We start from the raw sequence: 25,930 nt of genomic DNA on the forward strand, positions 1-25,930 counted from the left end.
TGCTCAACGCCCCTTGCGCTTACGCCGCACCGGACTCCACCCAACCGGTGCGGCCCGGATTCGTTCGAACTCGTCCACGGCCTTCCGCATCGAGCGCACCACCCCATGAGGCAGCGGTTGCCGCGTTGCCAGCATCCGCGCGAACTTCTGCGCTGCGGGCTGGCGATCCTCGTCCCGAACCGCATGGAGCCTCTTGTAGTCGGTCTGCTCGTCCGCCTTCCCGTGCTTCAGGAAGTGAACCCAGGTCTCCATCTGGCGCCGGGGTACCCAGAGGGAGATCCGCTCCTTTCTTCCTCGCGCCGGCTCACCCGCGACTCGCAAGCGCTCGGCGAGCTGCCGCTCCCTTCCTCCTTCTGGCTGGGTATCCGCATCAATGACCACGAGAAGATCTCGTTGTCCCCCGCCCTTGCGGTTGGCATGAACCTCCGCCGGATAGGCGCCAAGCACGTGGTCGTATGCCGAGCCCCTTCCACTCCTGGAGATGTTCGCGGTGATCTGGTCCTCTCTCCATCCACACTGCCGGAGGCACCGATAAGCGAACCGGTAGTCAGCCACACCTTCACAGAGGACCACCACACGAACGCGTCGGCTACTCATCGACCCACCCTCGCGCGAGCAATTCGGACACGGGCAACCCCGCGCCATCGCCAGGGACCGTGCGTACCCGTGCTGGCCCACCGCCCTCGCGCTCGAGAAGAAGACCCTGCGTGGGCGCGAGGAAGTCGATCAACCCGGGGTTGTGGGAGATGAGCAGCGCCTGGCCACCCGCCTCCGTCTCGTCCATGAGGCGATTGAGCCAGGGTTGTATCTCTCGCGGCGAGAGGAAGCTCTCCGGCTCGTCGATGCAGAGCGTGCTCGCCTCACCGGAAACCGCGTGCAGCAACGCGTAGAGCACGACCAGCGCGCGCTGCCCCTCGGAGAGCTCGTTGAAGGCGAAAACGACGCGCCCACGCCGTCGCGGTGAGGCAAACGAGAACTGGAGCAGATGACTGCCACGCCCCTGCTGCTCGAATTCGTAATCCCGGAACCCTTCGAGCACGATGCGCAGGCTTCGCTTGAGGTTGCGTGAGAACGCCGCACGAGCGTCCTGCATGGCCAGAAGCCAGGAAGCGAAGTTGGACAGGTCTCGTTCCAGGAAGCCTCCCTTGCCTTCCCGAGCCACGGCATCCAGGGTCTGCGGCACCGGTCGGAAGACCCAGATACGCGCCAACCTGTCCGTCACCCAGGTCAACCCCTCCGACCGGTACTTGCTCGGCAGGTTCGACAGCGGCGACACCTTGGACCCTGCCGGAAAGGTGAAGGCAACACCACCAGTCCAGGGCCAGACCTTCACCTCTTCTCCAGAAAACGAATAGCGCACCTGGTTCTCGCGGAGGATCTCCTCACGCTCGATGAAGCTGTCCTGACCTCGCTCGTGACGGATGGCCAGTCGGTACGTATAGGCTCCATCCGGTCCTCGCAGCTCGAGTTCGAACGTCTGGATGCTCTTGTCGAGCCAACGGGTTCGCGTCGAATCCGGGAACAGCGACGCCGCGGGGCTACCGTCAACGACGAGCTGCCGGAGCTTGAACAGGACTTCGAACACCGCGCTCTTGCCTGCACCATTCGGGCCCAGGAGCAACGTGAGCGCGCCCGGTTCGAGCGTGGCCCGTTCGAAGCAGCGGTAGTTGTCGACGAAGAGGCGCGTAATCATCGTGTGTCGTTCCACCATAGTGCTTCTGGTAGGACCCGACCAGAAGCGCTCACGCTCGCTCGTAGCCGATGCTCCCGACGAAGAGCCTCCGCGTACCGGCTCTCGCGAGGCACCGCGAGCCGCTCGCGGAGAAAGCAAGCGGCTCGAGACCCGCCGCGTCGAAGAGGGGGCGCCGCTGCTTCGTGCGCCGGTCGAGCACGGCCAGCGTCTCCCCCTCGTCCGTGCGCCAACTGGTGCCAGCGCTCGCGTCGGCGACCACGACCGCATGCGGCCCGGCCCAGAGCATCGGTAGGTCATACCTCGAGTAGCGGTCATCCACTGTGCGCGGGGCTCGGCTCACCTCTCGTGCCCAGTGCTGGAAGTCCCCCGGGTGCTCCTCCCGCTGCGCCATCACCATCGCCGTGCCGTCCTGGAGCGACACGTGCAGGGCGTCGCACCGCAAAGCGCGCGCGATGATGCCGAGCCGATGCTCGCCCGACGGCCCCGGCTTCGCCAGCAGGTCGAGAGGCGCGGTTTTGACGACGGACCAGCCGCCTCGGCTGGCCCCGAGCGCAAGAGCCCACCGATCGGAAGTCGCCCCCGTTCCATATTGCATCCTGTCCCATGTCTCGCGTTCGCGCCGCACGTAGGGCGCCGCCACGAGGCCTTCCTCCGAGCAGAGGTCGCGGATGGCTCGCTCGAGAGCATCGAGGTCGTTGGTCCGGAAGAACGTCGCCTGTCCCCATTCACCCATGGGGGCGCCTTCTATATTCATCCCCCCATGCGCGTCACCGCTCGACCAGTCCGTGTGGCTGTTGCACGCGCCACCTGTCAGCATGAAGCCATGAGACCGCTGACATCCGCCGCGCACCTGGCCGCCGTGCTGCTGCTGCTGGCCTCCGGTGCCCTCGCCGCTGAGGCGGATGATTTCCAGTTGCTCTTGCGGCACAGCGGACTGCCGCAGTCCGTCTACCTGCCACCAGGCCAGCCCCTCACCCCGGAGAAGGCCCAGGCCCTCTGGCGGGGACTCGTGGACGGCCCCGCCAACCTGAGAACCTTCGCCCCCCGCACCACCCTGGCGCGCCTGCTACACGAGTCCTCCGCCACTGGCAGAACCCTGCCCTACGCCGAGTTGCTCGCCCGCACCGAGCGCTTCCGCCGTCTGGTGGTGGCCCGGCCGGATGGCTACTGCGCCGTGGCGCTCACCGGCACGCCCATCTCCTGGCTGGGACAGCCCACCCTTCAGCAGGGGGAGCTGTACGTGCAGCGTATGCGCGTGGGCGCATTCCACTTCGACGGGGGTGGCGTCTACTTCATCGTGGACGAGGCCCTGCACAAGCAGGAGTCACCACCCGTGGGCGAACGGGGCGCGGGAAGAGACCCCGCCACCGCTGCACTGCTGGGTGCGGAGGCCGCACTGGAGGAGATGGCACGGGGACTGGCGGCCCTCCTCACCGAGCCGGCTCGCACCCTGGAAGGTCTGGCCCACCTGCCCACAGCGGTGTCGGGTCTCATCGCCAGCTCGCCCGAGTACTTCGCCCGCTACGGGGCGATGAACCTGGAGGACCAGATTCGCGAGGCGGCACGGCTGGCCACCCACGTGCTGACGCTCCAGGGAGGTGCGACTACGGTGGGACTGCGACTGGCCTCCGCCACGCGGCTGCCGGTGCTCGCCCTCTCGGCAAGGGGCACACTGGCGGTGCACGAGGTGGCCGTACCCGCCGGAGCCGTGACGGCGGTGGTCGGGACCGGAGCTACGCCTATCTCCATCGTCCTCATGGCGCAGGGCAGCGAGGTGACCGGGGGCAGCAAGTCCTGGCCTCCGCCTCCCGAAGGGCCCGGCCAGTGGATTCAGAAGACGGAGCACATGAGCGATGAGGCCAAGCGATTCCAGTCCGAGATGACGGGTGCCCCGGAGGGCTGGGTCTACCGCGTCCGCACAGGCCCCGGACCCAAGGACTACGTGCACTTCGACGGCTTCAAGGACGGCGTGCTCATCGAGGTCAAGGGCCCTGGTTACAAGAAGCTCCTCGAGAAAATGCAGGGCAAGCAGTGGTTCGAGGGCGTCGAGGAAATGCTCGAACAGGCCGAGCGCCAGGTCAAAGCAGCCCGTGGGACTCCCATCCAATGGCATTTCGCCGAGCGCGAGGTAGCGGACTTCATGCGCGAGCTGCTCAAGCAACAGAACTCCGGCAGCATCAAGGTCATCCATACCCATGCACGGTGAGGACTCACTCGAATGAAGGAAACATATTACGTGGGAGCCTACTGGCTATCCCGGCGGGAGTCGGCCGAGACCTGCGCCCAGCGTGCGGAGTCCTTCTTCCGTCTGCTGGCCTCGTGCGACCCGAGCCTCGCTCACTGGTTCAGAAAAGGCCGCACCCTCGAAGAGGCGCTGAAGCATCGCCTTGAACCCGATGCCGCGAGTCTCGCGAAGGTATTCCACCAGCAAGCGCAGAAGGAAGGACGCTTCGCCGACGACGGCTTCTCGCTGAGGGGCTGGAATGGGCAGACCCACGAGGCAGCGAGCACCCTGTCACTCCTCTGTGGTGATGCATCCGTCTGGGTCTCCAACTCGTGCCTGTTCAACCCGCCAGAGGAAGGCCCCGCCGAGGAGCGCGTACTCCAGACCTCCGTGCTTGCCCAGATACTGCGCGCCATGGCCATGGCCTTCGAACCCGAGTGGGGCATCGCCACCTCTTCTCAGCATCGGAACCTGGTGGCGCCGGAATCCGCCAGGGCCGGCACCTTCGTCGGCTGGCTCATGTACTTCTCCCACCGGCGCGGCCCACTGCCCCCCCTGCCTCCGCCCGTCCACATCGAGGCCGTGGAGAACAAGGGCACGCTCGTCATCCTCACCCCCGAGCGTTTCACCGCCTCCAACCCCGCCCACGTGGAGCTGGCGCGCGACGTGGCCGAGCGCCTCGCCCAGGCCGGCCTGCTCACGCCCCTGCGCCCGTGGGAGACCTGACGGCCTTCATCGACTCGGCATCCGGGATGGTGTAGAAAACCCCTCAGGAGGGGTGGACGCGACGAAGCACGGCGAACGCGCCAGGTAGCGCGAGTGGTCGAGAGAGGTCCGGAAAGCATCAGCCTTCGCGCCTCGAGCGCGGGAGCGGCGCTGCGCCGCTCTGGAAGCAATGCAGGACACTCTCCGCAAGGTAGCCTGTTCTTGGCTCTCTCCCGGTAGAGGGGCATGGGCCCCTCGGGGAGCTGAGCCAACGACGCAACCGCCGTTTCCCCAAGGGGCCCATGCCCCTCTACCGGGGAGAGCCGGTGAGGCTACCGTGCCCCAGGTGAGCAGGTGGTGGATTCCAGGCCTCTCTCGACCGCTCGCGCCCCCCCGTCCCCCATGACGTCTCCTCGCCGTACCGAGGTGCCGCGATGACCGCGAAGCTCGAGACGTTCGTCCCCGCAGCGGCCCCCGTGGTGGTGCCCGCCCCCGCCCCTGTTCCCGCCTCCGCCAACGTGGTGGCCCAACGCGAGGTGAGCCAGCGCGAGGAGCAGGCACGGCTGGCTCGCTGGAAGGCGATTGAAGAGGCCGGCGGCCAGGAGGCGTGGGTCGAGGCCGAGCTGAAGGCCAAGGGGCTCGCGCCCGAGCACGAGGATCCGAGCGGCCTCTCCGAGAAGGAGAAGGCGGCCTGGAAGGAGAAGAAGAAGGCAGAGGCCGCCGAGCGCCGCGCGTTGAAGCGCCTGGCGTGGGAGGCGTGGCGCACCGCGCACATCAACCACCTGGGCGCGGGGGTGCACTGGGAGGAGGCGGGAGGCCCGGACAAGTTCGACCTGAAGGACCGCGAGGAGCGGGCGAAGGCGAACGGATTGCCGGAGCTGGAGTCGGCCCAGACGCTGGCGAAGGCGCTGGGGCTGAGCGTGGCGAGGCTGCGCTGGTTCAGCTACCACCGGGAGGTGGACACGGGGACGCACTACCGCAGCTGGGAGATTCCCAAGCGGGACGGTGGGAAGCGGACCATCACCTCGCCGAAGAAGGAGCTGAAGCAGGCGCAGCGATGGGTGCTGGCGAACGTCATCGAGCGGCTGCCGGTGCACGGAGCAGCGCACGGCTTCGTGGCGGGGCGCTCCATCGTCACCAACGCGCTGGCGCACAAGGGCGCGGACGTGGTGGTGAAGATGGACATCAAGGACTTCTTCCCGTCGGTGACGTGGCAGCGGGTGAAGGGCCTGTTGCGCAAGGGAGGGCTGGCGGAGGGCTCGGCGACGCTGCTGGCGCTGATGGCCACGGAGGCGCCGCGCGAGGTGGTGCAGTTCCGCGGGAAGACGCTGTACGTGGCGAAGGGGCCGCGCGCGCTGCCGCAAGGGGCGCCGACGTCACCGGGAATCACCAACGCGCTGTGCCTGCGTCTGGACAAGCGGCTGTCGGCGCTGTCGAGGCGGTTGGGCTTCACGTACACGCGCTACGCGGACGACATGACGTTCTCCTGGCGCAGGAGCCGGGGGAAGACGGAAGCGCCAGTGGCGGTGCTGATCGCCCGGGTGGAGAAGGTGCTGGAGGCGGAGGGCTTCCGGGTGCACCCGGACAAGACGCGAGTGATGCGTCCGGGGAACCGGCAGGTGGTGACGGGACTGGTGGTGAACGAGGCCCCGAAGGGCCAGCCCGGAGCGCGAGTGCCGCGCGAGGTGCTGCGCCAGTTGCGAGCGGCGCTGCACAACCGGGAGAAGGGCAAGCAAGGCAAGGAAGGCGAGACGCTCGAGCAGCTCAAGGGCATGGCCGCCTTCATCCACATGACGGATCCGGCGAAGGGCCGCGCGTTGCTGGAGCGGCTCGCCGCGCTGGAGAAGCGCGAGGCGTAACGCGGCTCGAAGCGCCTGCTGTCACGAGTCGAACGCATCGAAGCTCCCATCCAACTCGCCACCTCACCAGGCGCTACACTCCTCCTATGGGGGGCCTGAAAATGCGTGGGCTACCGGAGAGGCTTCTTGCCTGCTCGGGTCAACGGCAAGATCTGCCGGGGGACATGAGCATGAACCGTAACCGGCAGGACTGGTGGCGCTCGGTCGCGATGCGAAGGGATCAACTTCATCAGGAGCTGTTCGCGGCCAGGGTTCCCTACGCTGAGTTCGAGCGCGCGCTCCTGGCCCAGGAGAAACAATTCCTGCGTGAAGCTCGCACGGAGAGCGAGCGCAGGCTCATCCGGGCGCGTACCGCCCGGACCCTGTTCACCGAAGCGTTCGCCTTCGGCCTTCCCTGAAAGGATTTCGGACGCGCGCTGCGCCGCTTCCAGCGATTGGGGCTCTCCGACTCGGACGACCGCGTGCATGCGGCCTGTCTCTACGTCCAGTCCCTGGACCTGTTCCCCAAACGGGCCCGTGAGGCCTGGACCCTGCTCGAAGACGCCGAACGCAGAACGAAAGCCCTACGCCGTGCAAATCCCCTCCGCGAGGAGAACCTCGAGGCCATCGCCCACACGAAGCAGGTGGCCCGGGTGCGCAGACCCGAGCCCCGCTGATCAGTGCACGGGCTCCAGCGCGAGCTCCACGCCCTCGGTCTTCTCGAAAACAACGAAGCCGTTGGCCCGCGCTCGCCGCAACGTGAGCTGGTAGAGCGCGGCGCTCTCTGAATCCCTTCCCGCCTCGATCTTGAGCTCTCCGAGCCGCTTCTGCCACCACTCCCGCGTGTGGCCCGCTCGCAGCTCGACCACATCGGACGGGCCCATCACTCGTGACGACGCCAGCGTGGCATCTCCCATGAACACGGCCGATACGCCCGCCGTCTCCTCGTCCGCGCTCAGGCCGCCCTCGCTCCACTGCTTCACCACCTTGCCCTCCGCGTTCCGCTGCACCCACCACCCCGACGGCCTCCCCTGGTTGAACGCGCCCTCCACCTCCACCAGCCCCGACTCGAACCACCTCGCGTGCCGCCCGTGCACCACGCCTCGCTGGTAGTTCTTGCGGTACCTCGGGTTCCCGTTCGCGTAGTACGTGGTGCTCTCTCCTGAGAGCTGTCCTCCCGCGTACCCCATCTCCAGCGCGCGCTGCCCGTCCGCCCTGTACAGCTTCCACCTCCCGTCCGGCTGCCCCTCGGCGTAGGACGACTCCTCCAGCAACACGCCCCGCTCGCTCCACATGCGGAAGGTGCCGTGCCGCTGTCCCTGCCGGTACTCGCCGCTCTCCAGCAGCCGCCCGTCCCAGGCTCGCGTCTGCGCCCGTCCCTGCCTCCGTCCATCCGGCAGCACGCACGCGCCCACCCACCGGCCCCCGGCTCCCTGCGTGGAGCGCAGCGCCGTTCCCGACTCGCACGTCCTCGCCTCGCTCCGGATGAACCACACGAGGGGAACCGCCACCACGCAGACTCCCAGCGCCACTGCCCACGCCGCCGTGACGAGCGGCCCCCTGGAGCCACCCCTTCGAGCGGCCGAGCCCCAGCCCCGTCCCTTCCCTCCCGTGGTCACCGGTGCCTCGCTGCCGCGTGCCAGCACCCGAAGTGCCCTTCCCACCCCGAACAGCACCCCGGCGAAGGCCGCCACCGACAGCACCCGGAGCGCCAACGCCGCCACGAAGAGGACCTCCCCGGGCTCGCGCGCCGCTTGAATTCCGAACGACACGGAGAGGACGTCGAGCGCCACGGCCGCCACGGTCCTCACCTTCAATCGCAGACGGAGTCCGGGCTCGAGGGACTCGGCGGACGAGCCCAGCTCGCCCAGCACCAGCGGTCCTCCCACCAGGTGCACGCCCGGCACGAGCGCGAGCGCCAACCACTCCACCAGGCCCTGCTCCATGGGCACTCGGGCCCACAGCGACAGCCGGTGTCCCACGGCCAGCGCCAGCGCGAACAGGCCCCACGGCAGCAGCGACAGCACCCACGCAGAGGGCGCGAAGAAGTCCGAAGGCGCCCCCGTGAGCGCGGGCACCCACACGAGCATCGTCAGCAGCGGCGGGAAGCGCGCGGGCAGCAGGCCCTGGGTGAGCAACACGGCCCCCGTCCCCACCAGCGCCAGCACGCCCACGGCGAAGAGCTTCCGGGCCGCTCCCGGTCGCGGCGCCACCACGGGCTCCACGGCCTCGACAGGCGCCGCGGCTCCTCGGCCCACCGGGACGGAGACCGGAGGTGTCGCCTTCCTCACCGGAGGCGTGGGAGAGGAAGACGGCGGGCTCCACTGCGGCGCGCGGACGGGCAGTGCATCCCGGTCCAATCCCTGGCGCCCTCGAGAGGGGCCCCTGTCCAGGTCCAGCTCCAACCCGGAATCCCCGCCCAGGTCCAACTCCAACCCGGAGCCCGAGTCTTCCAGGAGCGCTCCACAGCGGGCGCAGCGGCCCTGGTACAGGGAGAGCGGGTGTTGGCAGGAGGGGCAGGAGGACGGAAGGGCGGTGCTCATGGCAGTCTTCGCGGGCCAGCCTGCCTCGACCCTCCTTCCGTTACCAGTCCCCACGGCGTCATGCGCTCCACACGTCTCGCGCTCTCCTTCTCCGCCTCGGTGGCCCTCCTGCTGCTCGCGCCCTCGGTGCTCGCCGCGCCCTTCGAGGTGGAGACGTCCCGCGCCTCGCCCCACCACCCGCTGCTGGTGCTCGCCCCGCGCGAGGCGAAGCGCTCCACGCTCACCATCGTCTTCAACGTGGGCGCCGCGGATGACGGCATGGTCAACGGGCTGACGCGCATCTCCCAGCACGCGCTGCTGCACGCCAACGCGCGCGGCAGCTACGCGTCCCTGTACACCGCGCTCTACGGTGCCGCCGCGACGCTCGAGATGCGCACCGGGCTGCACGAGAGCCGCTTCACCCTCACCGCCTCGCCCGAGGACTTCGACGCGCTCGCCCGCACGCTCCTCACCACCGTGCTCTCGCCGAAGCTCGACCCGCGGCGCTACGAGGCGGCGCTGGAGCGGGCCGAGAACGACGCGCAGCCGCTCGACCCGGATGTCTGGCTGGAATTGCTGCTGGTGCGCGCGATGCTCGAGGAGGAGACGCGTTACAGGGATCCGCACCTCGGCTCCGTGTCCGACGCCCAGGGCATGCCGCTGAACGCGGTGCGCGAGCACCTCTCCAAGATGCTGGCGCCGTGCAACGCCACCGTCATCGCCACCGGGCGCTTCGACGCCAAGGCCCTGCGCAAGCTGGTGTCGGGCTTCCGCGGCGGCACCGTCCTCGAGCGCAAGCGTCCCACGTTCAAGCTGCCCTACAAGCGCCGAACGCCCGCCTCGCGCGAGGTGCAGGTGCTCGCCTATCCCCTCCGTATCCAGACGGCTCGCGACGCGGCGGCGGCGCGGGTGCTCGCGACATTGCTGGAGGAGCGGCTCTTCCAGCGCTTCCGCAACGCCGGGGTGGGCTACAGCTTCGCCTCCGAGCCCGTCTTCACCGCCTCGCTCGACGCGCTCGCGCTCATCCTCCCGGCCGCGGAGCGCTCGGGCATCGACCTGGGCCCCTTCCTGCGCGAGGAGGTGCGCGCGGTGAGCGAGGGCCAGCTCGAGCCCGGCGCCTTCGAGCGCCACCAGAAGGCCAACCTCATCCGGCTGCGCCTGGCCGATCGCGAACCGCTCGAGGTGGCCGAGGCGCTGAGGACCGCCCGCGAGCGGCCGGCCTGGTACGGCCCGGAGCTGCCCGCGGCACTCGAGTCCCTCACCCCCGAGGCCCTGCGCGAGGTGGCCTCCGCCTGGCTGCGCGAGGAGTCCTCCATTCAAATCCACTTCCTCACCGTCATGGAGGGCCGCTAGTGCGCACGAACCCGCTGATGCCCCTCGCGGGCCGGGCCGTGCTGCTGGCCCTGGTGCTCCTCTCCACCGTGTCCCTGGCCCGTGGCCGGGCCCGAGCCCGGGCCCGTGGCGCGGTGGAGGCCGCCCCGACGCTGCGTCCGACGGTGGAGAAGCTCCCCGATGGGAGCGAGCTGGTGCTCGCGCTGCGTCCCCAGGCGGCGTGGGCCTCGCTGCACTACGTGGTGCGCACCGGCTCGCGCAACGACCCCGGGGGCAAGGAAGGGCTGGCGCATCTGCTCGAGCACCTCATCTTCCACGGCACCTTCGACGTGCGGGGCGATGACTTCCAGCAGGCGGTGAAGGCCGCGGGCGGTAGATTCAATGGCCTCACCAGCGCCCACTCCACCACCTACGTGTTGGAGGCTCCGGCGGAGTCCTTCCTGCCACTGGCCGAGCAGCTCGTGCGCATCGTCACCAGCCCCAAGCTCGACCCGCGGCAGATGCAGCGCGAGGTGGAAATCATTGGCACCGAGAGCCAGTACTTCGGCCAGGGCCCGGGCTTCCACGAGCACCTGGAGGACACGCTCTTCGCGGGGCCGGGCTCGCGTTCCATCCTCGGCACCCAGCAGACGCTCAACGGCATCACCCGCGAGGACCTGTCGGGCTTCTACACGCGGCACTACCTCCCGGCCAACACCAGCATCGTCGTCACGGGCGGGGTGAAGCGCGAGGAGGTGCTCGGGATGCTGGAGCGCTCCGTGCGGCTGCCCCCCTCGCGGCCCGGAGAGTACAAGCCCGCGCAGGTGCCGCCGCCGCTGCTGCCCATCGAGCAGACCACGCGCGCCTACTTCAGCCTCATCGCGTATGGGTACGCGGTGGCGCCGAGGGACCAGGGCACGTGCCCGCGCGCGGCGGCCCTGCTGAAGTTGCGGCTGCTGCGCTCGCTGCACATCGAGGAGCCGATGGCGATGGGCATGGAGGTGCAGTGCATGACGCTGCGGGGGAACACCTTCCTGATGGCGCTCGCCTTCAGTGCCTCCATCAACTCGAGCACGCTGCCGGACCGGATGCAGCTGGCCTTCGCGGGGCTGGCGACGGAGCCCCCGACGGCCGCGGAGGAGAAGCTGGTGGACCGGCACATCCAGCGGGAGTACGCGCAGCGCGAGGAGGATGACCTGGGGCGGGGAACCCAGCTGGCGCGCGAGGTGGCCCAGCCGCGCTCGGGCCCCCTGAATCCAGCACGGCTGTTGATTCCTCCCACGCGCCTACCTCGAGGGGCCGTGCGGGACTTCGCGCGCCGCACCTTCGTCCCCGACCGGCAGGTGGTGGTGAACTTCTCGCCCTTCGCCGGCTGAGGCATAAGTTTCCAGAGTTTCCGCCGCTCGCACACCAGGAGGACGCGCCATGCCCCCCCCACAGCTGCCGCCCGGGCCCCGCCAGCTCAAGCCCCTGCAGACGTTCCGCTTCCTCAAGAACGCCACGGCCTTCCTCTCCGAGTGCCGCTCGCGCTACGGGGACCCCTTCACCGCGGCGCTGCCGGTGGGCGACGTGGTCGTCACGGGGGACCCCGAGGGCGTCCGGGACATCTTCAGCGCGGACCCGGCCCTCTTCGAGCCGCTGGGCCACCTGATTCTGGCGCCGGCCGTGGGGGACAACTCGCTGCTGTTGATGGGAGGGCAGCGCCACAAGCGCGAGCGCAAGCTGCTCATGCCGCCCTTCCACGGCGAGCGCATGCGCGCCTACGGACTGTTGATGCGGGACATCACCCTGCGCGCGGCCGAGGGCCTGCGGCCGGGAAGCACCCTCCGCGCCCAGGACGTCACCCAGGCCATCTCCCTGGACGTCATCATCCGCGCCGTCTTCGGCATCGAGGAGCCGGAGCGCATGCGGCGCTTCCGCGAGGCCCTGTCGGTCTACATGGAGTCCTATACGCCCCTGCTGATGGCGGCGAAGCCCCTGCGGCGCTCCTTCGGCGGCCTGGGTCCCTGGGCGCGCTTCCAGCGCCACGTGGCGGAGCTGGACCGGATGCTCTCCGAGGAGCTCGCCACGCGGCGCGGGCACGAGGAGGGGCACGAGGACATCCTCAGCCTGCTGCTCGGCGCGCGGGACGAGGAAGGCCAGCCCATGACGGACGCGGAGCTCAAGGACGAGCTGCGCACGCTGCTGCTCGCGGGCCACGAGACCACGGCCATCGGCCTGGCCTGGGCGCTCCACCACCTGCACCACCACCCCGACACGCTCGAGCGGCTGCTGAAGGAGCTGGCCCCCCTGGGAGCGGTGCCCGAGCCGGAGGCGCTCGCGAAGCTGCCCTACCTGGGCGCGGTGTGCGACGAGTCGCTGCGCCTGCACCCCATCATCCCCGTGGTGGGCCGCCGCACCGTGGCGCCCTTCACCCTGCGTGGACGTGAGCTGCCCGCGGGCACCGGCATCATGGCCGCCATCTGCGTCGTGCACCGGGATCCGGTGCTCTACCCCGAGCCCGAGCGCTTCCGGCCGGAGCGCTTCCTGGAGCGCAAGTTCTCGCCCTTCGAGTACCTGCCCTTCGGTGGTGGGGCGCGGCGCTGCATCGGCGCGGCCTTCGCCCTGTACGAAATGCGCATCGCCCTGGGCACGCTGCTGGCGGCGCACCGCTTCGCGCTCGCGAGCGGCGAGCAGGAGCGTCCGGTGCGCCGCAACGTCACGCACGCCCCCGAGAACGGCGCGGAGCTGGTGTATCAGGGGCCGCGGCACGGAGCCCTCGCATGACGGAGTCTGGACGGCATCCGCACGGAGCGCGAACCCGCGTAGCTGCCTGCCTGCCTGCTCACCCGCCCCCCGGCCGCGAGGGTGGCCGGAGCGGCGGTCATCTGCTACGAATGGGCCCACTTCCGCCCCGGCACCCCACCCGGCGGCGGTGGGCCCGGCATGATTTCCCCTTCGAGGCTGCACGCACTGTCGGCGTTCCTGCCCGGCTCGCTGGTGCGTGCCCTCCTGGAGGATGACGCGCGCCCGCGAGAAGGGGCCTGGCGCGAGCAGCAGGGCGCGGTCCTCTTCGCCGACCTGACGGGTTTCACCGCCCTGGCCGAGGCGATGGAGAAGAGCGGCCCGTCCGGCGCCGAGCGCCTGCGCGGCATTCTCGACGCGTGCTTCTCACGGCTCATCGACACCCTGACCGTCCACGGCGGTGACGTGCTGCGCTTCGCCGGGGACGCGCTGGTGGCGCTGTGGCCGGCGGATCCGAGCGGAGGGCTGTCACGCGCGGTGCGTCTGGCGGCCCGTGGCGCCCAGGTGGCGCAGGCCCTCATCGACGGCAGCGAGCCGGTGGACGGAGTACGGCTGCGGCTGAAGGTGGGCATCGGCGCGGGCACGGTGCGGCTCTCCGACGTGGGCGGAGAGAAGGGACGCTGGGAGTTCCTCGCCTCGGGCGAGCCGCTGCTGGAGATGACGCAGGCGGAGCAGGCGGCGCAACCGGGGGAGATCATCCTCGGCCCGCGCGCCTGGCTCTTGTTGGAGGGCGCCCAGGCGGAGCCCCGGGGGACGGCGGGCTGGAAGCTGGTGGAGATGGAGCCCGTGCCGCTGCCGGAGGTGCGCCCGCTGGAGCCGGGGCCGGAGCTGGAGCCGGCGCTGCTTGCCTACCTGCCGCTGGTGGTGGCGCACCGGCTGGAGGCCGGGCATGGCCAGTGGCTGTCCGAGTTCCGCACCGTCACGGTGCTGTTCATCAACCTGGGCGCGCGGGAGTTCGCCGCGGGCCAGAAGCCCGAGGAGTTGCAGCGCGCGCTGCGCACCCTCCAGTCGGTGCTGTTCCGCTACGAGGGCAGCGCCAACCAGGTGGTGGTGGACGACAAGGGCGTGGTGGTGGTGGCGGCCTTCGGGCTGCCGCCGCATTCGCACGAGGACGACGCGGCGCGGGCGGTGCAGACGGCGCTCGACCTGCGGGTGGCGTTGAGGGAGCAGGGCGTGCGCCACAGCATGGGTCTGGCCACCGGGCGCGTCTTCTGCGGCACCACGGGCGGGGCCACGCGGCGCGAGTACGTGATGGTGGGCCATACGGTGAACCTGGCCGCGCGGCTGATGCAGGCGGCGGCGGACGACGTGCTCTGCGACGCCACCACGCTGAGACTGGTCTCCTCGCGGCTGCGCTTCGAGACACTCGCGCCGCTGCGGATGAAGGGGATCACACACCCGGTGCCGGTGTTCCGCCCCGAGGAGAGCACCCGGGAAGCGGAGGCGTCCACGCGGGACACGCGGGTGGTGGGACGCCAGGAGGAGCGCACGCGGCTGGCCTCGGGGGTGCGGGCGCTGGCGGAGCGGGGCGTGGGCGCCACCGTGTTGCTCGAGGGCGAGGCTGGCATCGGCAAGTCCGTGCTGGTGGGCGAGGTGCTGGAGCGGGCCCGGACCGCGGGCCTCTCCACGGCGCTGGGAGCGGGCACGTCGATGGAGCACGCCTCGGCCTACCGCGCGTGGCGCCCCGTGCTCTCGCGCCTGCTGGGGCTGGAGGGGTTGCCGGACGAGGCCGCCCGCACCGCGCTCCTGATGGAGCGGCTGCGCGCGAGGCCCGAGCGCGATGCCTGGGCGCCACTCCTCAACGGGGTGCTGCCGGTGGAGGTGCCGGAGAACGAGGTGGTGCGGAGCATGTCCGCCAGCCTGCGCGGCGCCAACACGCGCGAGCTGCTGGTACAACTGCTCGACGAGTGCACCGCGGAGCGTCCGCGGGTGGTGGTGCTCGAGGACGCGCACTGGCTGGACTCCTCCTCCTGGGAGCTGGCGCAGGCGGTGCAGCGGCGGGTGAAGCGGCTGCTGCTGGTGCTCTCCCTGCGGCCTCTGGGCGAGAGCGTCCCGCCCGAGTACCGCGCCCTGCGCGACGCGCCCGGCACGGTGCACCTGCCGCTCGAGCGGATGCCCCACGAGGAGGTGCTGACCCTGGTGCGCCAGCGGCTCGGCGTGCGCCACCTTCCCGCCCAGGTGGGCACCTTCATCCGCGACCGTGCCGAGGGCCACCCCTTCTTCAGCGAGGAGCTGGCGTGTGCCCTGCGCGACGCGGGCTACCTCGTCATCGAGCGCGACGAGTGCCGGCTGGTGGCGCGCTCGGTGGAGAAGATGGGGTTGGATCTGCCCGGCACCATCCAGGGCCTGCTCACCAGCCGTATCGACCGCCTCACGCAGCAGCAGCAGCTCACCTTGAAGGTGGCCAGCGTGCTCGGCCGCACCTTCTCCTTCGAGCTGCTGCGGGCCGTACACCCGGTGGAGCAGGACAAGGCCACGCTGCCCGAGCAGCTCGCCGCGCTGGAGCAACTGGGCCTGGTGCAGCGCGAGGAGGACTCCATGGGCGGCGCGGTGTATGCCTTCAAGCACGTGCTCGTGCAGGAAGCGGCGTACCACCTGATGGCCTTCTCCCAGCGCCGGGAGCTGCACCGGGCGGTGGCGCTCCTCCACGAGCGCGAGCAGGAGGAGCGGGGCGAGCCCCTGCAGCCCCTGCTGGCGCACCACTGGCGGCTGGCGGAGGAGCCCGGGCGGGCGCTGGAGCACCTGGAGCAGGCCGCGGAGGCCGCCTTCTCGCGCGGGGCACATGCCGAGACCATCGCCCTGCTCAAGCGGGCCCTGGAGCTGTCCACGAATGGCTCCGAGCCGGTGGACGCGTTGCGCAGCGCCCGCTGGAACGCGCGGCTCGGCAACGCGTACTACATCCTCGGTGAAACGGAGCACAGCCGGAATCACTGTGACAACGCCTTGAGGCTGCTGGGCCTGTCGCGGCCTTCCACGCCGTGGGGCTGGGGTGGCCGGCTGGCGTGGGAGTTGATGCGGCACGCCTCGCACATGACGCTGGGGCGCTGGCTGCCGGAGCCGGCTACGCCCGAGGAGCGGGAGCGGCTCGCGATCGCCGCGAGCATCTTCAGCACGCTCTCCGAGCAGAGCTTCTTCGCGGACCGGATGCTCGAGCACATGACGTCCAACTTCGTCGCCGTCAACAACGCGGAGGCGGCGCGCGACTACGCGTCGGCGACGCTCGCCTACAACGCGGTGGGGTACATGGTGGGCCTGGGCCGGATGCATGGGCTGGCGGACCGGTACTTTCGCCGGGCCAGCATCAAACAAGACACCCGGCCGCCCATCACCGACATCGTCCATGGCGCCTACCAATTGACCTTCGGGCGCTGGGAGGAAGGTCTGGACCAGGTGGAGACGGGCGTCGCCGCGGCCGGCCGCAGCAACGATCGCTCCACCCTGTGCATGGGCCTGGAGGTGCTGGGCATGGGGCTGGAGATGGCGCGCGAGCCGGGCGCCGCGCAGTACGTGCGCGAGTCCATGCTGCGGGTGGCGAACGAGGCCTCCAACGCCGTCAACATGATGTGGGCCCTCACGGAGATGGCGCCCACGCTGCTGCTGCTCGCGAGGCTGGACGAGGCGGTGGAGCGGCTGCGCGAGGCGGAGTTCCTGCTGCCGTGGGCGGATCCGCTCGCCGTGGCGCGCTATCACTGCAACTCGGCGCTCGTGGCCCGGCGCACGGGCGAGCACGCCCGCGTCATCGTCCATGCGCGCGAGGCCCTGCGCATGCTGAGCAAGCGCCCGCTGGTGGTGTGGTCCGACCTCACTTCCCTGACGGCGTTGGTCCAGGCGTGCCTGGAGCTCTGGGAGGAGAAGCGAGGCACGGGAACTCCCCTGGAGGCCGAGTCCCGGGCCCTGGCCGCCGAGTCCCTCCGAGCGCTGCGCAAGGCGAGCCGGCTCTACCCCACCGCGCTCAGCCGCGCCGCGCGCCTGGAGGGGACACAAGCATGGCTGGAGGGCCGCACCGAGCGTGCCCAGTCCCTGTGGCTGCGCGCCATCGACCACGCGCGCACCTACCGCATGCCCACCGATGAGGGACTGGCCCATTACGAGCTGGCCCGCACCGCCCGCGCCCCCGGCGGCACCCGCGCCATCCACCAGTCCCGGGCCGTCCTCATCTTCGAGCGACTGGGAGCCACGGGCGCACTGCAGACCGTCGAGACGTTGTCCTGAATCCTCACTCCCTGTGAATCGCTTCACAGCATCGCGGAACCCGCCGACTACAATTCAAGGTCAGCGGGAGGGGGGAACGTTTCACATCATCCCGCGGGAGCGCACCACATGCCGTCGAGTCTCTGGACCCATGACTTCATGGACGAGATGCGGACGAGGATGGATCCACTCGCCGATGCAGTGATCGAAAGACTGTTCACTGAAGGAAAGGTGGACGCGGTCAACCGGCTGATGAGGACCCTCGTCGAGAACGATGATCTGCCATCCAGCCAGCTGCCACCCTATGTAAGGGATTACCTCGCGCGCACGCGGGCGTCCGTGCCGAGGTTGGATTCAGAGAAGCTGCGCCAGGGCCAGGAGCTCTTCGACCTCTTCGGCCCCGAGGTGATGATGATCCTCGGCTTCTACTCGCTGCCGGCGGCGTACGCGGCGCGCAAGGGTGTCCAGGTGCTCTACCGCACCGGATTCCTGCAGAAGCGTCCCGTGCGGCGCGTCTTCGAGACGGCCCAGATGGTCGTGGATGTAATGACCGAGGGCGGCCTCGAGCCCGACGGACGAGGCGTGTGCACCACGCAGAAGGTGCGGCTGATGCATGCGGCCGTCCGCTACATGATCCGCCACGACACGCGCCACCCCTGGGACGCGCGGGAGCTGGGCGAGCCCATCAACCAGGAGGACCTGGCCGGCACGCTGATGACCTTCGCCTTCGTGGTGCTCGAGGGGATGAAGGCCCTCCACATCGAGCTCACGCCGGAGCAGCAGGAGGCGTGGCTCTACGCGTGGACGGCCGTGGGGCGCATCATCGGCGTGGACGAGCGGCTGATTCCGGCCAACGTGGACGAGGCGCGCCAGCTCACCCGGCTCATCCGCCAGCGGCAGGTGGCGTACTCGGAGGAGGGCGTGGCCATGACGGCCGAGCTCATCGAGGGCATGCAGGCACTCACGCCGGACATCCTGGATGGGCTGCCGGCGAGCATGATCCACTTCTTCCTGGACCAGGACCAGTGGCAGGGGCTGAACGTGGCGGACATGCTGAAGGTGCCCAAGCCGGACTGGACGGCCATCATTCCCCAGGCCGTGAAGTACGTGGGCGAGCTCACGGACTGGGTGGGTGACAACACCTTCGTCGCGGCGAAGCTGCTGCGCTTCATCAGCAAGGACATCGTCGAGGGGATGCTGCTCGTGGAACGCGGAGGCCAGCGCACGCCCTTCTACATCCCGGAGCACCTGCAGGACCGGTGGCGCATCAAGGCGGGCACCCGCGCCGCGAACGCCCGGCGCAGGAGCGAGACCGAGGCGGCGCTCCTATCGGCGGCGGCCGCCCAGCACCGGACTTCCGAGCAGAACGACTCCAGCAAGAAGGTGGTCTGACCATGCACCCGACCTTCACCTTCGAGCAGGTTCGCGGCGGTCCGTTCGATCCGTTCGCGTGGTTCAACGTCATCGGTGAGATTGGCTGCGTCTTCTGGATTCTCGCCTACGTCCTCATCATCCGGAAGTGCTTCCAGGACAAGTCCTACGGCCTGCCGCTGGTGGCCATCTGCATGAACCTGGCCTGGGAGACACTGGCCTCGTGGGTCATCCCCAATCCGGTGCCGCTCTGGCACTTCTTCGACCGGGTGTGGTTCTTCGTGGACCTGGTCATCGTCTACCAGCTGCTGCGCTACGGCCGGGAGCTGCAGACGATTCCGGAGATTCGCAACAGCTTCTACGCGGTTGTTGCTGGCACGGTGATGCTCTCGACGTTCGGCCTGTATGCCTTCTACGTCCAGTACCACGACATGCTGGGGCTGATGGGCGCGTTCATGGTGAACCTCGTCATGAGCGTGACCTTCCTCTTCTTCGCCTTCTCGCGCCAGCATCAGGGCGGGCGCGGGCTGTCGGTGCCCGCGGCGTGGTGCAAGATGCTGGGCACGCTGGGCACCTCCATCGAGTGCCACTACGTGATTGGCCTGACGCAGGACTGGCTGGGCGGGCTGAACTTCCTCACCTTCCTGTGCCTCTCCATCTTCCTGTTCGACTGCCTCTACATCTACGTGGTGACGAAGGTGGTGAAGGCGACGACTCGAGAGCCGGAGCCCGAGGCGAGGCGGGAGCAGCCCACCCTGGCGGTGGTGGCCTGAGCACGGCGAGGACTACGCCTCGTCGGAATCCTCCAGCTCGCGCGTCATCTCCAACATGGTGACGCGCCAGCCGAGCCGGGCGAAGAGCCGCTGGGCCGCCTCGTTCTTCGTCGCGGTCATCAACATGACGCGCGGCACCCCCTGGGCCCGCAGCCGCCGCAGCAGCTCCTCGGCGAGCAGCGCGCCCACGCCCCTTCCTCGCACCGACTCATCCACCCAGAGGTCGTGGAGCTCGGCGTGCTCGTCGCGCAGCGCGTTCCAGTCCCGCCCCTCCAGGGTGGCGTAGAGGTAGCCCACCACCGTGCCATCCCGCTCGGCCACCAACACCACCGCCCCCTGGCGCTTCAGCTCCCGCGTCAGCCACCAGCGGTAGCCGGACTCCAGGTCCTCCTCGGGCGTCATGAAGCGCCTGGGGTCGTACGCATGGTGCAGGCGCACGAGCGCCGCGCCCATGCGTCCCAGCGCGGGCCCGTCCTCGGGCCGGGCGGGTCGGACGGAGAGGGGCATCCTACGGACCCGACGCCGAGGTCGCGACCTCGGGCCCCTTCGGCAGCTTCACCCGGAAGGTGGAGCCCTCGCCCGGCGCGCTGTCCACCTCGATGGAGCCACCGAGCCCCGAGATGATGCCGTAACAGATGGACAGGCCCAGGCCCGTGCCCGTGCCCGGGGGCTTGGTGGTGAAGAAGGGGTCGAAGATGCGGCCCAGGTGCTCCTTGGCGATGCCCACCCCGTTGTCCTTCACCTCCACCACCACCCAGCCGTCATCGCGCTGGCGCGCGGTGATGCTCACACGCGGCTCGGCGATTCCCTGCACCGCGTACCCGGCGTTGTTCAGCAGGCCCAGGAACACCTGCTCCAGTCCCTGCTCGCTGCCGTGCACCGGCGGCACGTCCTGGTAGTCGCGCACCACCTGCGCCTTGGGCCCCAGGTTGTAGCTGGCCCCGGACAGCGCATGGTCCAACACCTCGCGCAGGTCCACCCGCGTCTGCGGCTGCCCGTCCAACCTCGAGAAGAGCCGGAAGTCGTTGACGATGCGAAGAATCCGCTCGGCGCCAATCAGCGCGTCCGAGCACACCTCGCTCAGCTCACCCGGGTCCACCGGCCGGCCCCCCTTGGCATGGTCGTCCAGCTCCGAGCGGATGAAGCCCACGCTCGCCATGATGACGCTCAGCGGGTTGTTGATTTCGTGCGCCAGGCCCGCGGACAGCCGCCCGAGCGCCTCCAGCCGCTGGGCCTGCACCAGGCGCACCTCCAGCTTCGCCCGGTCCTCCATCTCCTTGCGCAACCGCTCGTTGGCGACCGACAGCTCGCGCGTCCACTCCTCCACCTCGCGCGACAGGTCCTCCATGCGCTTGTGGCTCTGCCGCAGCAGCTCCCACTTCTCCGTGAGCGCGTGCGCCAGCTGCCGCACCTCGATGTTGTCGAAGGGCTTGCGCAGAATCAGCAGGCGCTGGCTGATGCCCAGCCGCTGCGTCATCTCCTCCCACGAGTAGTCGGAGTAGGCCGAGCAGAGCACCACCTGCAGGTCCTCGTCCTCCTTCCACAGCCGCTGCGCCGTCTCCACGCCGTCGATGCCCGGCGGCATGCGGATGTCCACGAAGGCCAGCGCGTACGGCCGGCCCTGCGCCACCGCCTCCTTCACCCGGGCGATTCCCTCCTCGCCCTGGAAGGCCGAGTCCAGCTCGAAGCCCGTGTCCACGGGCGCCGCCGCCGCCCCTCCGAAGAGCGCGGCTTCCATGGCGTCCAGCGCGGTGCTGGCCGGCTGCGCACACAGAATCTTGCGGAAGTCCTGGTGGATGGCCTGGTTGTCATCCACCACGAGTATGCGGCGGTTGACTGCGGTCGGGGCGTTCATGCCCTGTTCTCCTCGCCCGAGATGGGCAGATCAATCGTAAACGTAGCACCCTGGCCACGGCCTTCGCTGGAGCAGGAGAGGAACGCATCCATCTCCGCCGCGGCAAGTGCGCTGATGTGAAGGCCGAACCCGTGTCCGTCCTTCTTGGTGGTGAATCCCTGGGTGAACAGGCGGGGGGCGTCCTCCGGGGAGATGCCTACCCCATTATCCGCCACGGCGATACGCAGTCGCTCGGCGGCGATGCGTTCCACCCGGATGGTGAGGAGCTTGTCCGCCCGCCCGCACTCCAGCAGCGCATGGCGCGCGTTGCTCATCAGGTTGAGCAGGATTTGAAGCAGCTTGTGCCGGTCCACCCGCACCAGGGGTACCTCGGTATACTCGCGCTTCACCTGGATGCCCAGGCGCTCGAAGGACACGGAGTGCAGGCGCAGCGCGTCGTCCAACAGCGCCGTCACCTCCAGCCGCTCCACCACTCCCGAGAAGCGCGCGTGCTCCTGCTGCATGCTCACCACGCTCTTGATGTGCTCCACGCTCTTTTGCAACGTGCGCACCTCGTCCAGCAACTCCGCCCGCTCCACCGTGAGCTGCGACGTGAGCGCCTTCAGGTAGGCGGGCAATTGCCTGCCCCGCCCATCCTCCGTGAAGAAGTGCCCCAGGTCCGCCGAGTGCTCGGTCATCAGCTCCGTGGCCTTCGACAGGCCGGACAGCCGCGACTGGTGCAGCCGCTCGGACAGGAGGTTGACGGACACGTTCACGCTGTTGAGTGCGTTGCCCACGTTGTGCAACACGCCGGTGGCGATCTCCGCCATGCCCGCCTGGCGCGACACGTCCAGAAGGCTGCGGTGCATCTCCCCCAGCCGGGCCTCGGCCTCCTTGCGGTCCGTGATGTCCCGGCCGAACACCGTCATCCCCACCACCCGGCCCGCCACGTCGAGCACCGGGTTGACGGAGATGTCCAGCACCCTCGGCCGCTTGAGCCGCGAGGGCGAGGCCTCGAAGCGCACGCGCTTGCCAGCGAGCACCTGCGCGGTGCACTCCTGCCAGCGTCGGCGCAGGGACTCCGGCGCGAAGTCCGGGAGGAGGTGCGCCCCGGGCTCCAGCTCCACGCCGATCAACTCCCGGTACATCTCCCCGAGCGCGGGGTTCGCCGCGATGACCCGCCCATCCATATCCACGGAGCACACGACGTCCTCCGTGTTCTCCAGCAGGCTCGTCAGCTTGCGCTCGTGGTCTCGCAGCGCCCGCAGCGCCCGCTCGAGCGCCGAGTTCGCCTGCTCCCTCACCGCGGTGAGCAGCCAGCTCATCCCCCAGCCGGCCAGGAGGAAGAGCGCGGCCAGCAGGCAACGCCCCCACGGGCCGGGAGCCGCCGCGGAGGCCAGCGGCAACACCAGCCCCACGCCCAGGGCGCCAAAGGCCACGAAGAAGAGGGCCCGGCGGGGCCCCAGCAGGTAGACGCACAGCATGGGAAGCAGCATGCCGCCCGCATGCGTCCCCACGCCCACGTCCCCCAGGAGCAGCGCCGCCACCACGAAGCCCGCCGTCAGCACCGTGCACAGCAGCAGCGCCGGAATCCGCGAGGAGCTGCTCCGGCGCAGCAGCAGCAGCGACGTCACGCTGCCCGCCCCGCCCACCAGGGCCACCGCTCCCATCAGCAGGGGAAGCGGCATCCTCGGCACCCAGAGGAAGAACAGCACGTCGCACAGCAGCAGCACGCCGTGGGCGGCCACCAACATCCGGCAGCGGCCGAGCTCCTCGGCCGACGCGCGACGCAACCGCCTGGAGAGGCATGAGTCCAGACGCGCCAACAGCCGGGCCGCCACGCCCACGCGCGCGGCCCCCTGCCCCGACGGCTCCAGCCCTCCGGCTCCCTGCGCTCCCGCGACCCTGGTGGACATGCTCGACATGAAACGGGCGCTCTCCCTACCACTACCGCCCGAGTATGCCTGAAACCCGGCGAGCCCCGCAGGAGTGGAACAAGTGACCGCGAGACTGGAAGTATCCGCTCGCCGAGTCTCCTGCTACCCACGTGGGTAGACTTCACCTCACATCCCGGGAGCTATTCCTCCCACTCCACGTGAAACAGGGCGCCGCGTCCCTCACGCGACACCACCCGCGTGCGCACCCGCCGGCCGCCGGCCAGGGCCACGCACGCCTCGAGAAAGCCCTGGTAATACGAGGGCTGCTCCATCACCTCGTTGAGCCCCACCTCGCACGCGGTGGGAGACAGCTCGGTGATGTGCGCTTCCACGTAATTGTCCGCGCTGCGCAGGGTGTTGTTCAGCCGACGCAGCATGCGCAGCGGCCCCAGCAGCCGGGCCACGCCCACCATGGCGCGCCCCATCAACGTGTGCGTCATGCCGTTCACCACCTCGCGCCCCAGCTGGCGCCACGCCTCCTCGCGCGGCAGCAGCGGATAGAGGTCCGCCACGGCGATCTCCAGGCCCCTCTTCCACGCCTCGTCCGAGTAGGCGGGCAGCAGGGGTCTGGCCAGGTCGATGCCCACCCCTCTCAGCGCCTGCCAGGCCTGCGCCGACAGCCGGCTGCTCAGCGAGAAGCGGAAGAGCCCTTCGACCGTGTGCTCGAACACCAACCGCCGCTGCGCCGCGGACGAACGCCCGGCGCCCGGCTCCCGAGTCTCCCCGAGCCCCTGCATGCTCCACGCTCCCATGACAGTCACACCGAAAAATTAGGAACGCGGCCCCAGGGTCCCCAGTCCAGGAGCGATCACCCGGGCAAGGTGATGGTGGATGGATGACGTTTGGTGCTCCCCATCGGGCACCGGGCTGTTCACCGCGAGACGCCGCTCAAGGGGTGCGGCGTGGGGCCGGGCTCGAGGTAGGCCCGGCCCTCCGCGAAGGCGGCGATGCGCGTCCACAGCTCGGCGAAGGCCAGCGCGTCGAAGCCCGAGGAGGAGTTGAGCAGGTCATAGCGCTTGAAGGTGCCATGTGGGTCCTCGGAGGTGTCGGCCTGGAAGTGGCCGATGACGTCCGCGTGGTCGGCATCCACGAGGAAGCTCGAGGCCGCGTCGGGCCAGACCTGGGAGACGGTGTTGACGAGCCCGTCGTTGTCCGCCGGGGTGAGCATCCGGGCGGACCGGGGCTCCAGCAGCTTCTGCACGGCCTGCGCCGGGCCCAGCCGCGCCACCGGTGACTCGGCCGTGAAGGCATGCAGCCGGTTGAAGAGATCGAACCACCGCCCCGTGCGGGGCCGCGCCACGGTGACGATGGAGGCGTAGCGGATGCCGTGCTCGACGAGGAAGCGCCGCTCGCCCTCGGGGTCGTCCTCGTGCGCGGGGCTGGGAGGCGCGTCACCGAGGCGCTCGGGGTTGAGGTCGCTCAGCGCCGAGGAGTCGCTGGCCATGTGGAGCAACCAGCGCAGCAGCTCGAAGTACGCGGCGCGGGCAAGCGCGCTCGGGTACGCGCCCTCGTCACAGTAGCTGCCCTCCAGCGTGTCGAGGAGGGCGTCGATCCAGTTGGCCGACGCCTGGCGCTTGCCCCGGAAGAGGACGTGGCGAAGCAGCCAGCCGCTCGCGGCGGTACCGCGCTCGCGCAACCCGCGCGCGCTCTCGAAGCAGGCGCGCAGCAGGGGGCGGATGAGGAGGGCACGCACCAGCGGCTGGTTCATCCGGCGGACGAGGTTGGTGCCGCGATGGGGCGTGGAGAGGAACTGCACCGAGCGGATGTGGCCGAGCACCTTCAGCGCCGGAGCCTCCCCGCGTGGATTCGGGGAGCGCTCCAGCTCGCGGTAGAGGTGCAGGAGCTGGCGCAGGTCGAGCCCCCCCGTGGAGTGTCCCACGAGGTGGAGCTCGTCTCCGGGACGGAACACCTTGCGCTGCCAGCGCTCGTCGAGGAAGGCGCGGAGCTGCTCGGCGCGGGTGCGCACACTGGCGGTGGGCAGGTTGGGGAAGTAGTGCAGGACGAGCGGCGTCCGCTCCAGCACGCGGGTGACACCTTCGTAGTAGCGCAGGGTTCCGAGGGCATCGAACCCACCGAAGCCCGGGACGAGCACGAGATGACGGTTCATCGAGACCACCTCAGGGAGCCGCTCCCCGCCGCGGGGACGCCGGGCCAGCGAGCCAGTGAAGACGAAGGGAGGAGTCACGGCCATCGCACCCGGGTCCAACGCGGCGTGCACTCCCCCACACCGCGGCCCGCGAGATGTGGAACTTCGAACATCCGTTGGTGAACCCGCGCCTGCCCGAGGCGCCTACCCGCCCACCGCTCGAGTGGTCTAGAACCCACCCCCTATGGATGACGCTCGCCACGAGAGGATCGCCGAGCTGTGCGCCATGGGGGAGGAGCTGGCGGAGCGGAAGGATCTCGAGTCCGCGCTGTTGAAGTTCCGCGAGGCCCTCGCGCTCATTCCGAGGCCCGTAGAGGAGCACGACGCGGCGCTTCGAATCCTGTGCGCCATCGGGGACACGTGCTTCCTGATGGGGCGGTTCAGCGAGGGGAAGCACGCGCTGCAGGGCGCGGTGCGCAGCCTCGGGGGACTGGGCCCGCCCATCCTCCATCTGAGGCTGGGGCAGTGTGAGCTGGAGCTCGGCAACCGGGAGCGGGCCGGGGAGGAGCTCCTCCGGGCCTACCAGGGAGGGGGCGACGCGCTCTTCGAGGGCCACGACCCCAAGTACCTGGCGCTCGTGAAGTCCCTGATGCAGCCGTAG

Annotated in this window: 21 protein-coding genes; 12 read left to right on the forward strand and 9 right to left on the reverse strand. The window is 69.8% G+C overall.

Going from position 1 to position 25,930, the window contains the following annotated elements; translation table 11 throughout:
- Positions 1-3: 3 nt before the first annotated feature.
- The 3 genes from JQX13_RS12415 to JQX13_RS12425 form a co-directional block, all read right to left on the reverse strand.
- Positions 4-381: a hypothetical protein gene (locus tag JQX13_RS12415; RefSeq protein ID WP_203409214.1), complete on the reverse strand. Its 378-nt coding sequence runs from the start codon at positions 379-381 to the stop codon at positions 4-6.
- Positions 382-589: 208 nt separating this feature from the next.
- On the reverse strand, positions 590-1,693 hold the full coding sequence (locus JQX13_RS12420; RefSeq protein ID WP_203409215.1) for an AAA family ATPase: 1,104 nt from the start codon (positions 1,691-1,693) through the stop codon (positions 590-592).
- Positions 1,694-1,742: 49 nt separating this feature from the next.
- Positions 1,743-2,426, reverse strand: coding sequence for a hypothetical protein (locus JQX13_RS12425; protein ID WP_203409216.1), 684 nt, complete (start codon positions 2,424-2,426; stop codon positions 1,743-1,745).
- Between the two features lie 90 nt (positions 2,427-2,516).
- Here JQX13_RS12425 and JQX13_RS12430 point away from each other — a divergent pair, with 90 nt between their 5' ends.
- From JQX13_RS12430 to JQX13_RS12450, 5 genes are all read left to right on the forward strand, one after another.
- On the forward strand, positions 2,517-3,899 hold the full coding sequence (locus JQX13_RS12430) for a Tox-REase-5 domain-containing protein (RefSeq protein ID WP_203409217.1): 1,383 nt from the start codon (positions 2,517-2,519) through the stop codon (positions 3,897-3,899).
- 12 nt (positions 3,900-3,911) lie between these two features.
- The gene (locus JQX13_RS12435; RefSeq protein WP_203409218.1) at positions 3,912-4,643 is read left to right on the forward strand and encodes an immunity 52 family protein; all 732 of its coding nucleotides are present in this window, start codon (positions 3,912-3,914) and stop codon (positions 4,641-4,643) included.
- 413 nt (positions 4,644-5,056) lie between these two features.
- Positions 5,057-6,481: a reverse transcriptase family protein gene (locus tag JQX13_RS12440; RefSeq protein ID WP_203409219.1), complete on the forward strand. Its 1,425-nt coding sequence runs from the start codon at positions 5,057-5,059 to the stop codon at positions 6,479-6,481.
- Positions 6,482-6,645: 164 nt separating this feature from the next.
- Entirely contained in the window at positions 6,646-6,879 is a 234-nt protein-coding gene (locus tag JQX13_RS12445; protein WP_203409220.1) for a hypothetical protein, read from the forward strand.
- Between the two features lie 63 nt (positions 6,880-6,942).
- Positions 6,943-7,137, forward strand: a complete 195-nt coding sequence (locus tag JQX13_RS12450; protein WP_203409221.1) for a hypothetical protein — start codon at positions 6,943-6,945, stop codon at positions 7,135-7,137.
- On the opposite strand, the gene JQX13_RS12455 is transcribed toward JQX13_RS12450, so the two are convergent.
- Complete coding sequence (locus tag JQX13_RS12455; protein ID WP_203409222.1) at positions 7,138-9,003, reverse strand: hypothetical protein; 1,866 nt, start codon at positions 9,001-9,003, stop codon at positions 7,138-7,140.
- 60 nt (positions 9,004-9,063) lie between these two features.
- Here JQX13_RS12455 and JQX13_RS12460 point away from each other — a divergent pair, with 60 nt between their 5' ends.
- The 6 genes from JQX13_RS12460 (at position 9,064) to JQX13_RS12485 (ending at position 19,412) form a co-directional block, all read left to right on the forward strand.
- Positions 9,064-10,335: an insulinase family protein gene (locus JQX13_RS12460; protein WP_203409223.1), complete on the forward strand. Its 1,272-nt coding sequence runs from the start codon at positions 9,064-9,066 to the stop codon at positions 10,333-10,335.
- Positions 10,335-11,669 carry a M16 family metallopeptidase gene (locus tag JQX13_RS12465; RefSeq protein WP_203409224.1) on the forward strand — a complete coding sequence of 445 codons (1,335 nt, stop codon included), beginning with the start codon at positions 10,335-10,337 and terminating at the stop codon, positions 11,667-11,669. Before JQX13_RS12460 ends, JQX13_RS12465 begins: the two co-directional genes overlap by 1 nt.
- Before the next feature lie 49 nt (positions 11,670-11,718).
- On the forward strand, positions 11,719-13,059 hold the full coding sequence (locus tag JQX13_RS12470; RefSeq protein ID WP_203409225.1) for a cytochrome P450: 1,341 nt from the start codon (positions 11,719-11,721) through the stop codon (positions 13,057-13,059).
- A 159-nt stretch (positions 13,060-13,218) separates the two neighbouring features.
- Positions 13,219-17,289, forward strand: a complete 4,071-nt coding sequence (locus JQX13_RS12475; RefSeq protein WP_203409226.1) for an AAA family ATPase — start codon at positions 13,219-13,221, stop codon at positions 17,287-17,289.
- Between the two features lie 108 nt (positions 17,290-17,397).
- The gene (locus tag JQX13_RS12480) at positions 17,398-18,660 is read left to right on the forward strand and encodes an oxygenase MpaB family protein (RefSeq protein WP_203409227.1); all 1,263 of its coding nucleotides are present in this window, start codon (positions 17,398-17,400) and stop codon (positions 18,658-18,660) included.
- A 2-nt stretch (positions 18,661-18,662) separates the two neighbouring features.
- Positions 18,663-19,412 carry a hypothetical protein gene (locus JQX13_RS12485; RefSeq protein ID WP_203409228.1) on the forward strand — a complete coding sequence of 250 codons (750 nt, stop codon included), beginning with the start codon at positions 18,663-18,665 and terminating at the stop codon, positions 19,410-19,412.
- Positions 19,413-19,424: 12 nt separating this feature from the next.
- Here the strand turns inward: JQX13_RS12485 and JQX13_RS12490 are convergent, their stop codons facing one another.
- The 5 genes from JQX13_RS12490 to JQX13_RS12510 all read right to left on the reverse strand — a co-directional run bounded on the left by JQX13_RS12490 (position 19,425) and on the right by JQX13_RS12510 (position 25,290).
- Positions 19,425-19,919 carry a GNAT family N-acetyltransferase gene (locus JQX13_RS12490; RefSeq protein WP_203409229.1) on the reverse strand — a complete coding sequence of 165 codons (495 nt, stop codon included), beginning with the start codon at positions 19,917-19,919 and terminating at the stop codon, positions 19,425-19,427.
- 1 nt (position 19,920) lies between these two features.
- Positions 19,921-21,267 (reverse strand): hybrid sensor histidine kinase/response regulator, encoded by a 1,347-nt coding sequence (locus JQX13_RS12495; protein ID WP_203409230.1) that lies wholly within the window; start codon positions 21,265-21,267, stop codon positions 19,921-19,923.
- Positions 21,264-23,171, reverse strand: a complete 1,908-nt coding sequence (locus JQX13_RS12500; protein WP_239014718.1) for a two-component system sensor histidine kinase NtrB — start codon at positions 23,169-23,171, stop codon at positions 21,264-21,266. The genes JQX13_RS12495 and JQX13_RS12500 overlap by 4 nt, the downstream gene beginning before the upstream one ends.
- 152 nt (positions 23,172-23,323) lie before the next feature.
- Positions 23,324-23,920 (reverse strand): DUF2378 family protein, encoded by a 597-nt coding sequence (locus JQX13_RS12505; RefSeq protein WP_203409231.1) that lies wholly within the window; start codon positions 23,918-23,920, stop codon positions 23,324-23,326.
- 134 nt (positions 23,921-24,054) lie between these two features.
- Positions 24,055-25,290, reverse strand: a complete 1,236-nt coding sequence (locus JQX13_RS12510) for an esterase/lipase family protein (RefSeq protein ID WP_203409232.1) — start codon at positions 25,288-25,290, stop codon at positions 24,055-24,057.
- Between the two features lie 223 nt (positions 25,291-25,513).
- Here JQX13_RS12510 and JQX13_RS12515 point away from each other — a divergent pair, with 223 nt between their 5' ends.
- Positions 25,514-25,930, forward strand: coding sequence for a hypothetical protein (locus JQX13_RS12515; protein ID WP_203409233.1), 417 nt, complete (start codon positions 25,514-25,516; stop codon positions 25,928-25,930).

This window comes from Archangium violaceum (assembly GCF_016859125.1).
Taxonomy (GTDB): Bacteria; Myxococcota; Myxococcia; order Myxococcales; family Myxococcaceae; genus Archangium; species Archangium violaceum_A.

Coding starts and splice junctions, on each gene's coding strand:
- JQX13_RS12480 (WP_203409227.1), top strand. CDS start 17,398: ATGCCGTCGAGTCTCTGGACCCATGACTTCATGGACGAGATGCGGACG.
- JQX13_RS12425 (WP_203409216.1), bottom strand. CDS start 2,426: ATGGGTGAATGGGGACAGGCGACGTTCTTCCGGACCAACGACCTCGAT.
- JQX13_RS12460 (WP_203409223.1), top strand. CDS start 9,064: ATGCGCTCCACACGTCTCGCGCTCTCCTTCTCCGCCTCGGTGGCCCTC.
- JQX13_RS12505 (WP_203409231.1), bottom strand. CDS start 23,920: ATGCAGGGGCTCGGGGAGACTCGGGAGCCGGGCGCCGGGCGTTCGTCC.
- JQX13_RS12455 (WP_203409222.1), bottom strand. CDS start 9,003: ATGAGCACCGCCCTTCCGTCCTCCTGCCCCTCCTGCCAACACCCGCTC.
- JQX13_RS12500 (WP_239014718.1), bottom strand. CDS start 23,171: ATGTCGAGCATGTCCACCAGGGTCGCGGGAGCGCAGGGAGCCGGAGGG.
- JQX13_RS12440 (WP_203409219.1), top strand. CDS start 5,057: ATGACCGCGAAGCTCGAGACGTTCGTCCCCGCAGCGGCCCCCGTGGTG.
- JQX13_RS12445 (WP_203409220.1), top strand. CDS start 6,646: ATGAGCATGAACCGTAACCGGCAGGACTGGTGGCGCTCGGTCGCGATG.
- JQX13_RS12485 (WP_203409228.1), top strand. CDS start 18,663: ATGCACCCGACCTTCACCTTCGAGCAGGTTCGCGGCGGTCCGTTCGAT.
- JQX13_RS12435 (WP_203409218.1), top strand. CDS start 3,912: ATGAAGGAAACATATTACGTGGGAGCCTACTGGCTATCCCGGCGGGAG.
- JQX13_RS12470 (WP_203409225.1), top strand. CDS start 11,719: ATGCCCCCCCCACAGCTGCCGCCCGGGCCCCGCCAGCTCAAGCCCCTG.
- JQX13_RS12420 (WP_203409215.1), bottom strand. CDS start 1,693: ATGATTACGCGCCTCTTCGTCGACAACTACCGCTGCTTCGAACGGGCC.
- JQX13_RS12515 (WP_203409233.1), top strand. CDS start 25,514: ATGGATGACGCTCGCCACGAGAGGATCGCCGAGCTGTGCGCCATGGGG.
- JQX13_RS12510 (WP_203409232.1), bottom strand. CDS start 25,290: ATGAACCGTCATCTCGTGCTCGTCCCGGGCTTCGGTGGGTTCGATGCC.
- JQX13_RS12495 (WP_203409230.1), bottom strand. CDS start 21,267: ATGAACGCCCCGACCGCAGTCAACCGCCGCATACTCGTGGTGGATGAC.
- JQX13_RS12430 (WP_203409217.1), top strand. CDS start 2,517: ATGAGACCGCTGACATCCGCCGCGCACCTGGCCGCCGTGCTGCTGCTG.
- JQX13_RS12490 (WP_203409229.1), bottom strand. CDS start 19,919: ATGCCCCTCTCCGTCCGACCCGCCCGGCCCGAGGACGGGCCCGCGCTG.
- JQX13_RS12475 (WP_203409226.1), top strand. CDS start 13,219: ATGATTTCCCCTTCGAGGCTGCACGCACTGTCGGCGTTCCTGCCCGGC.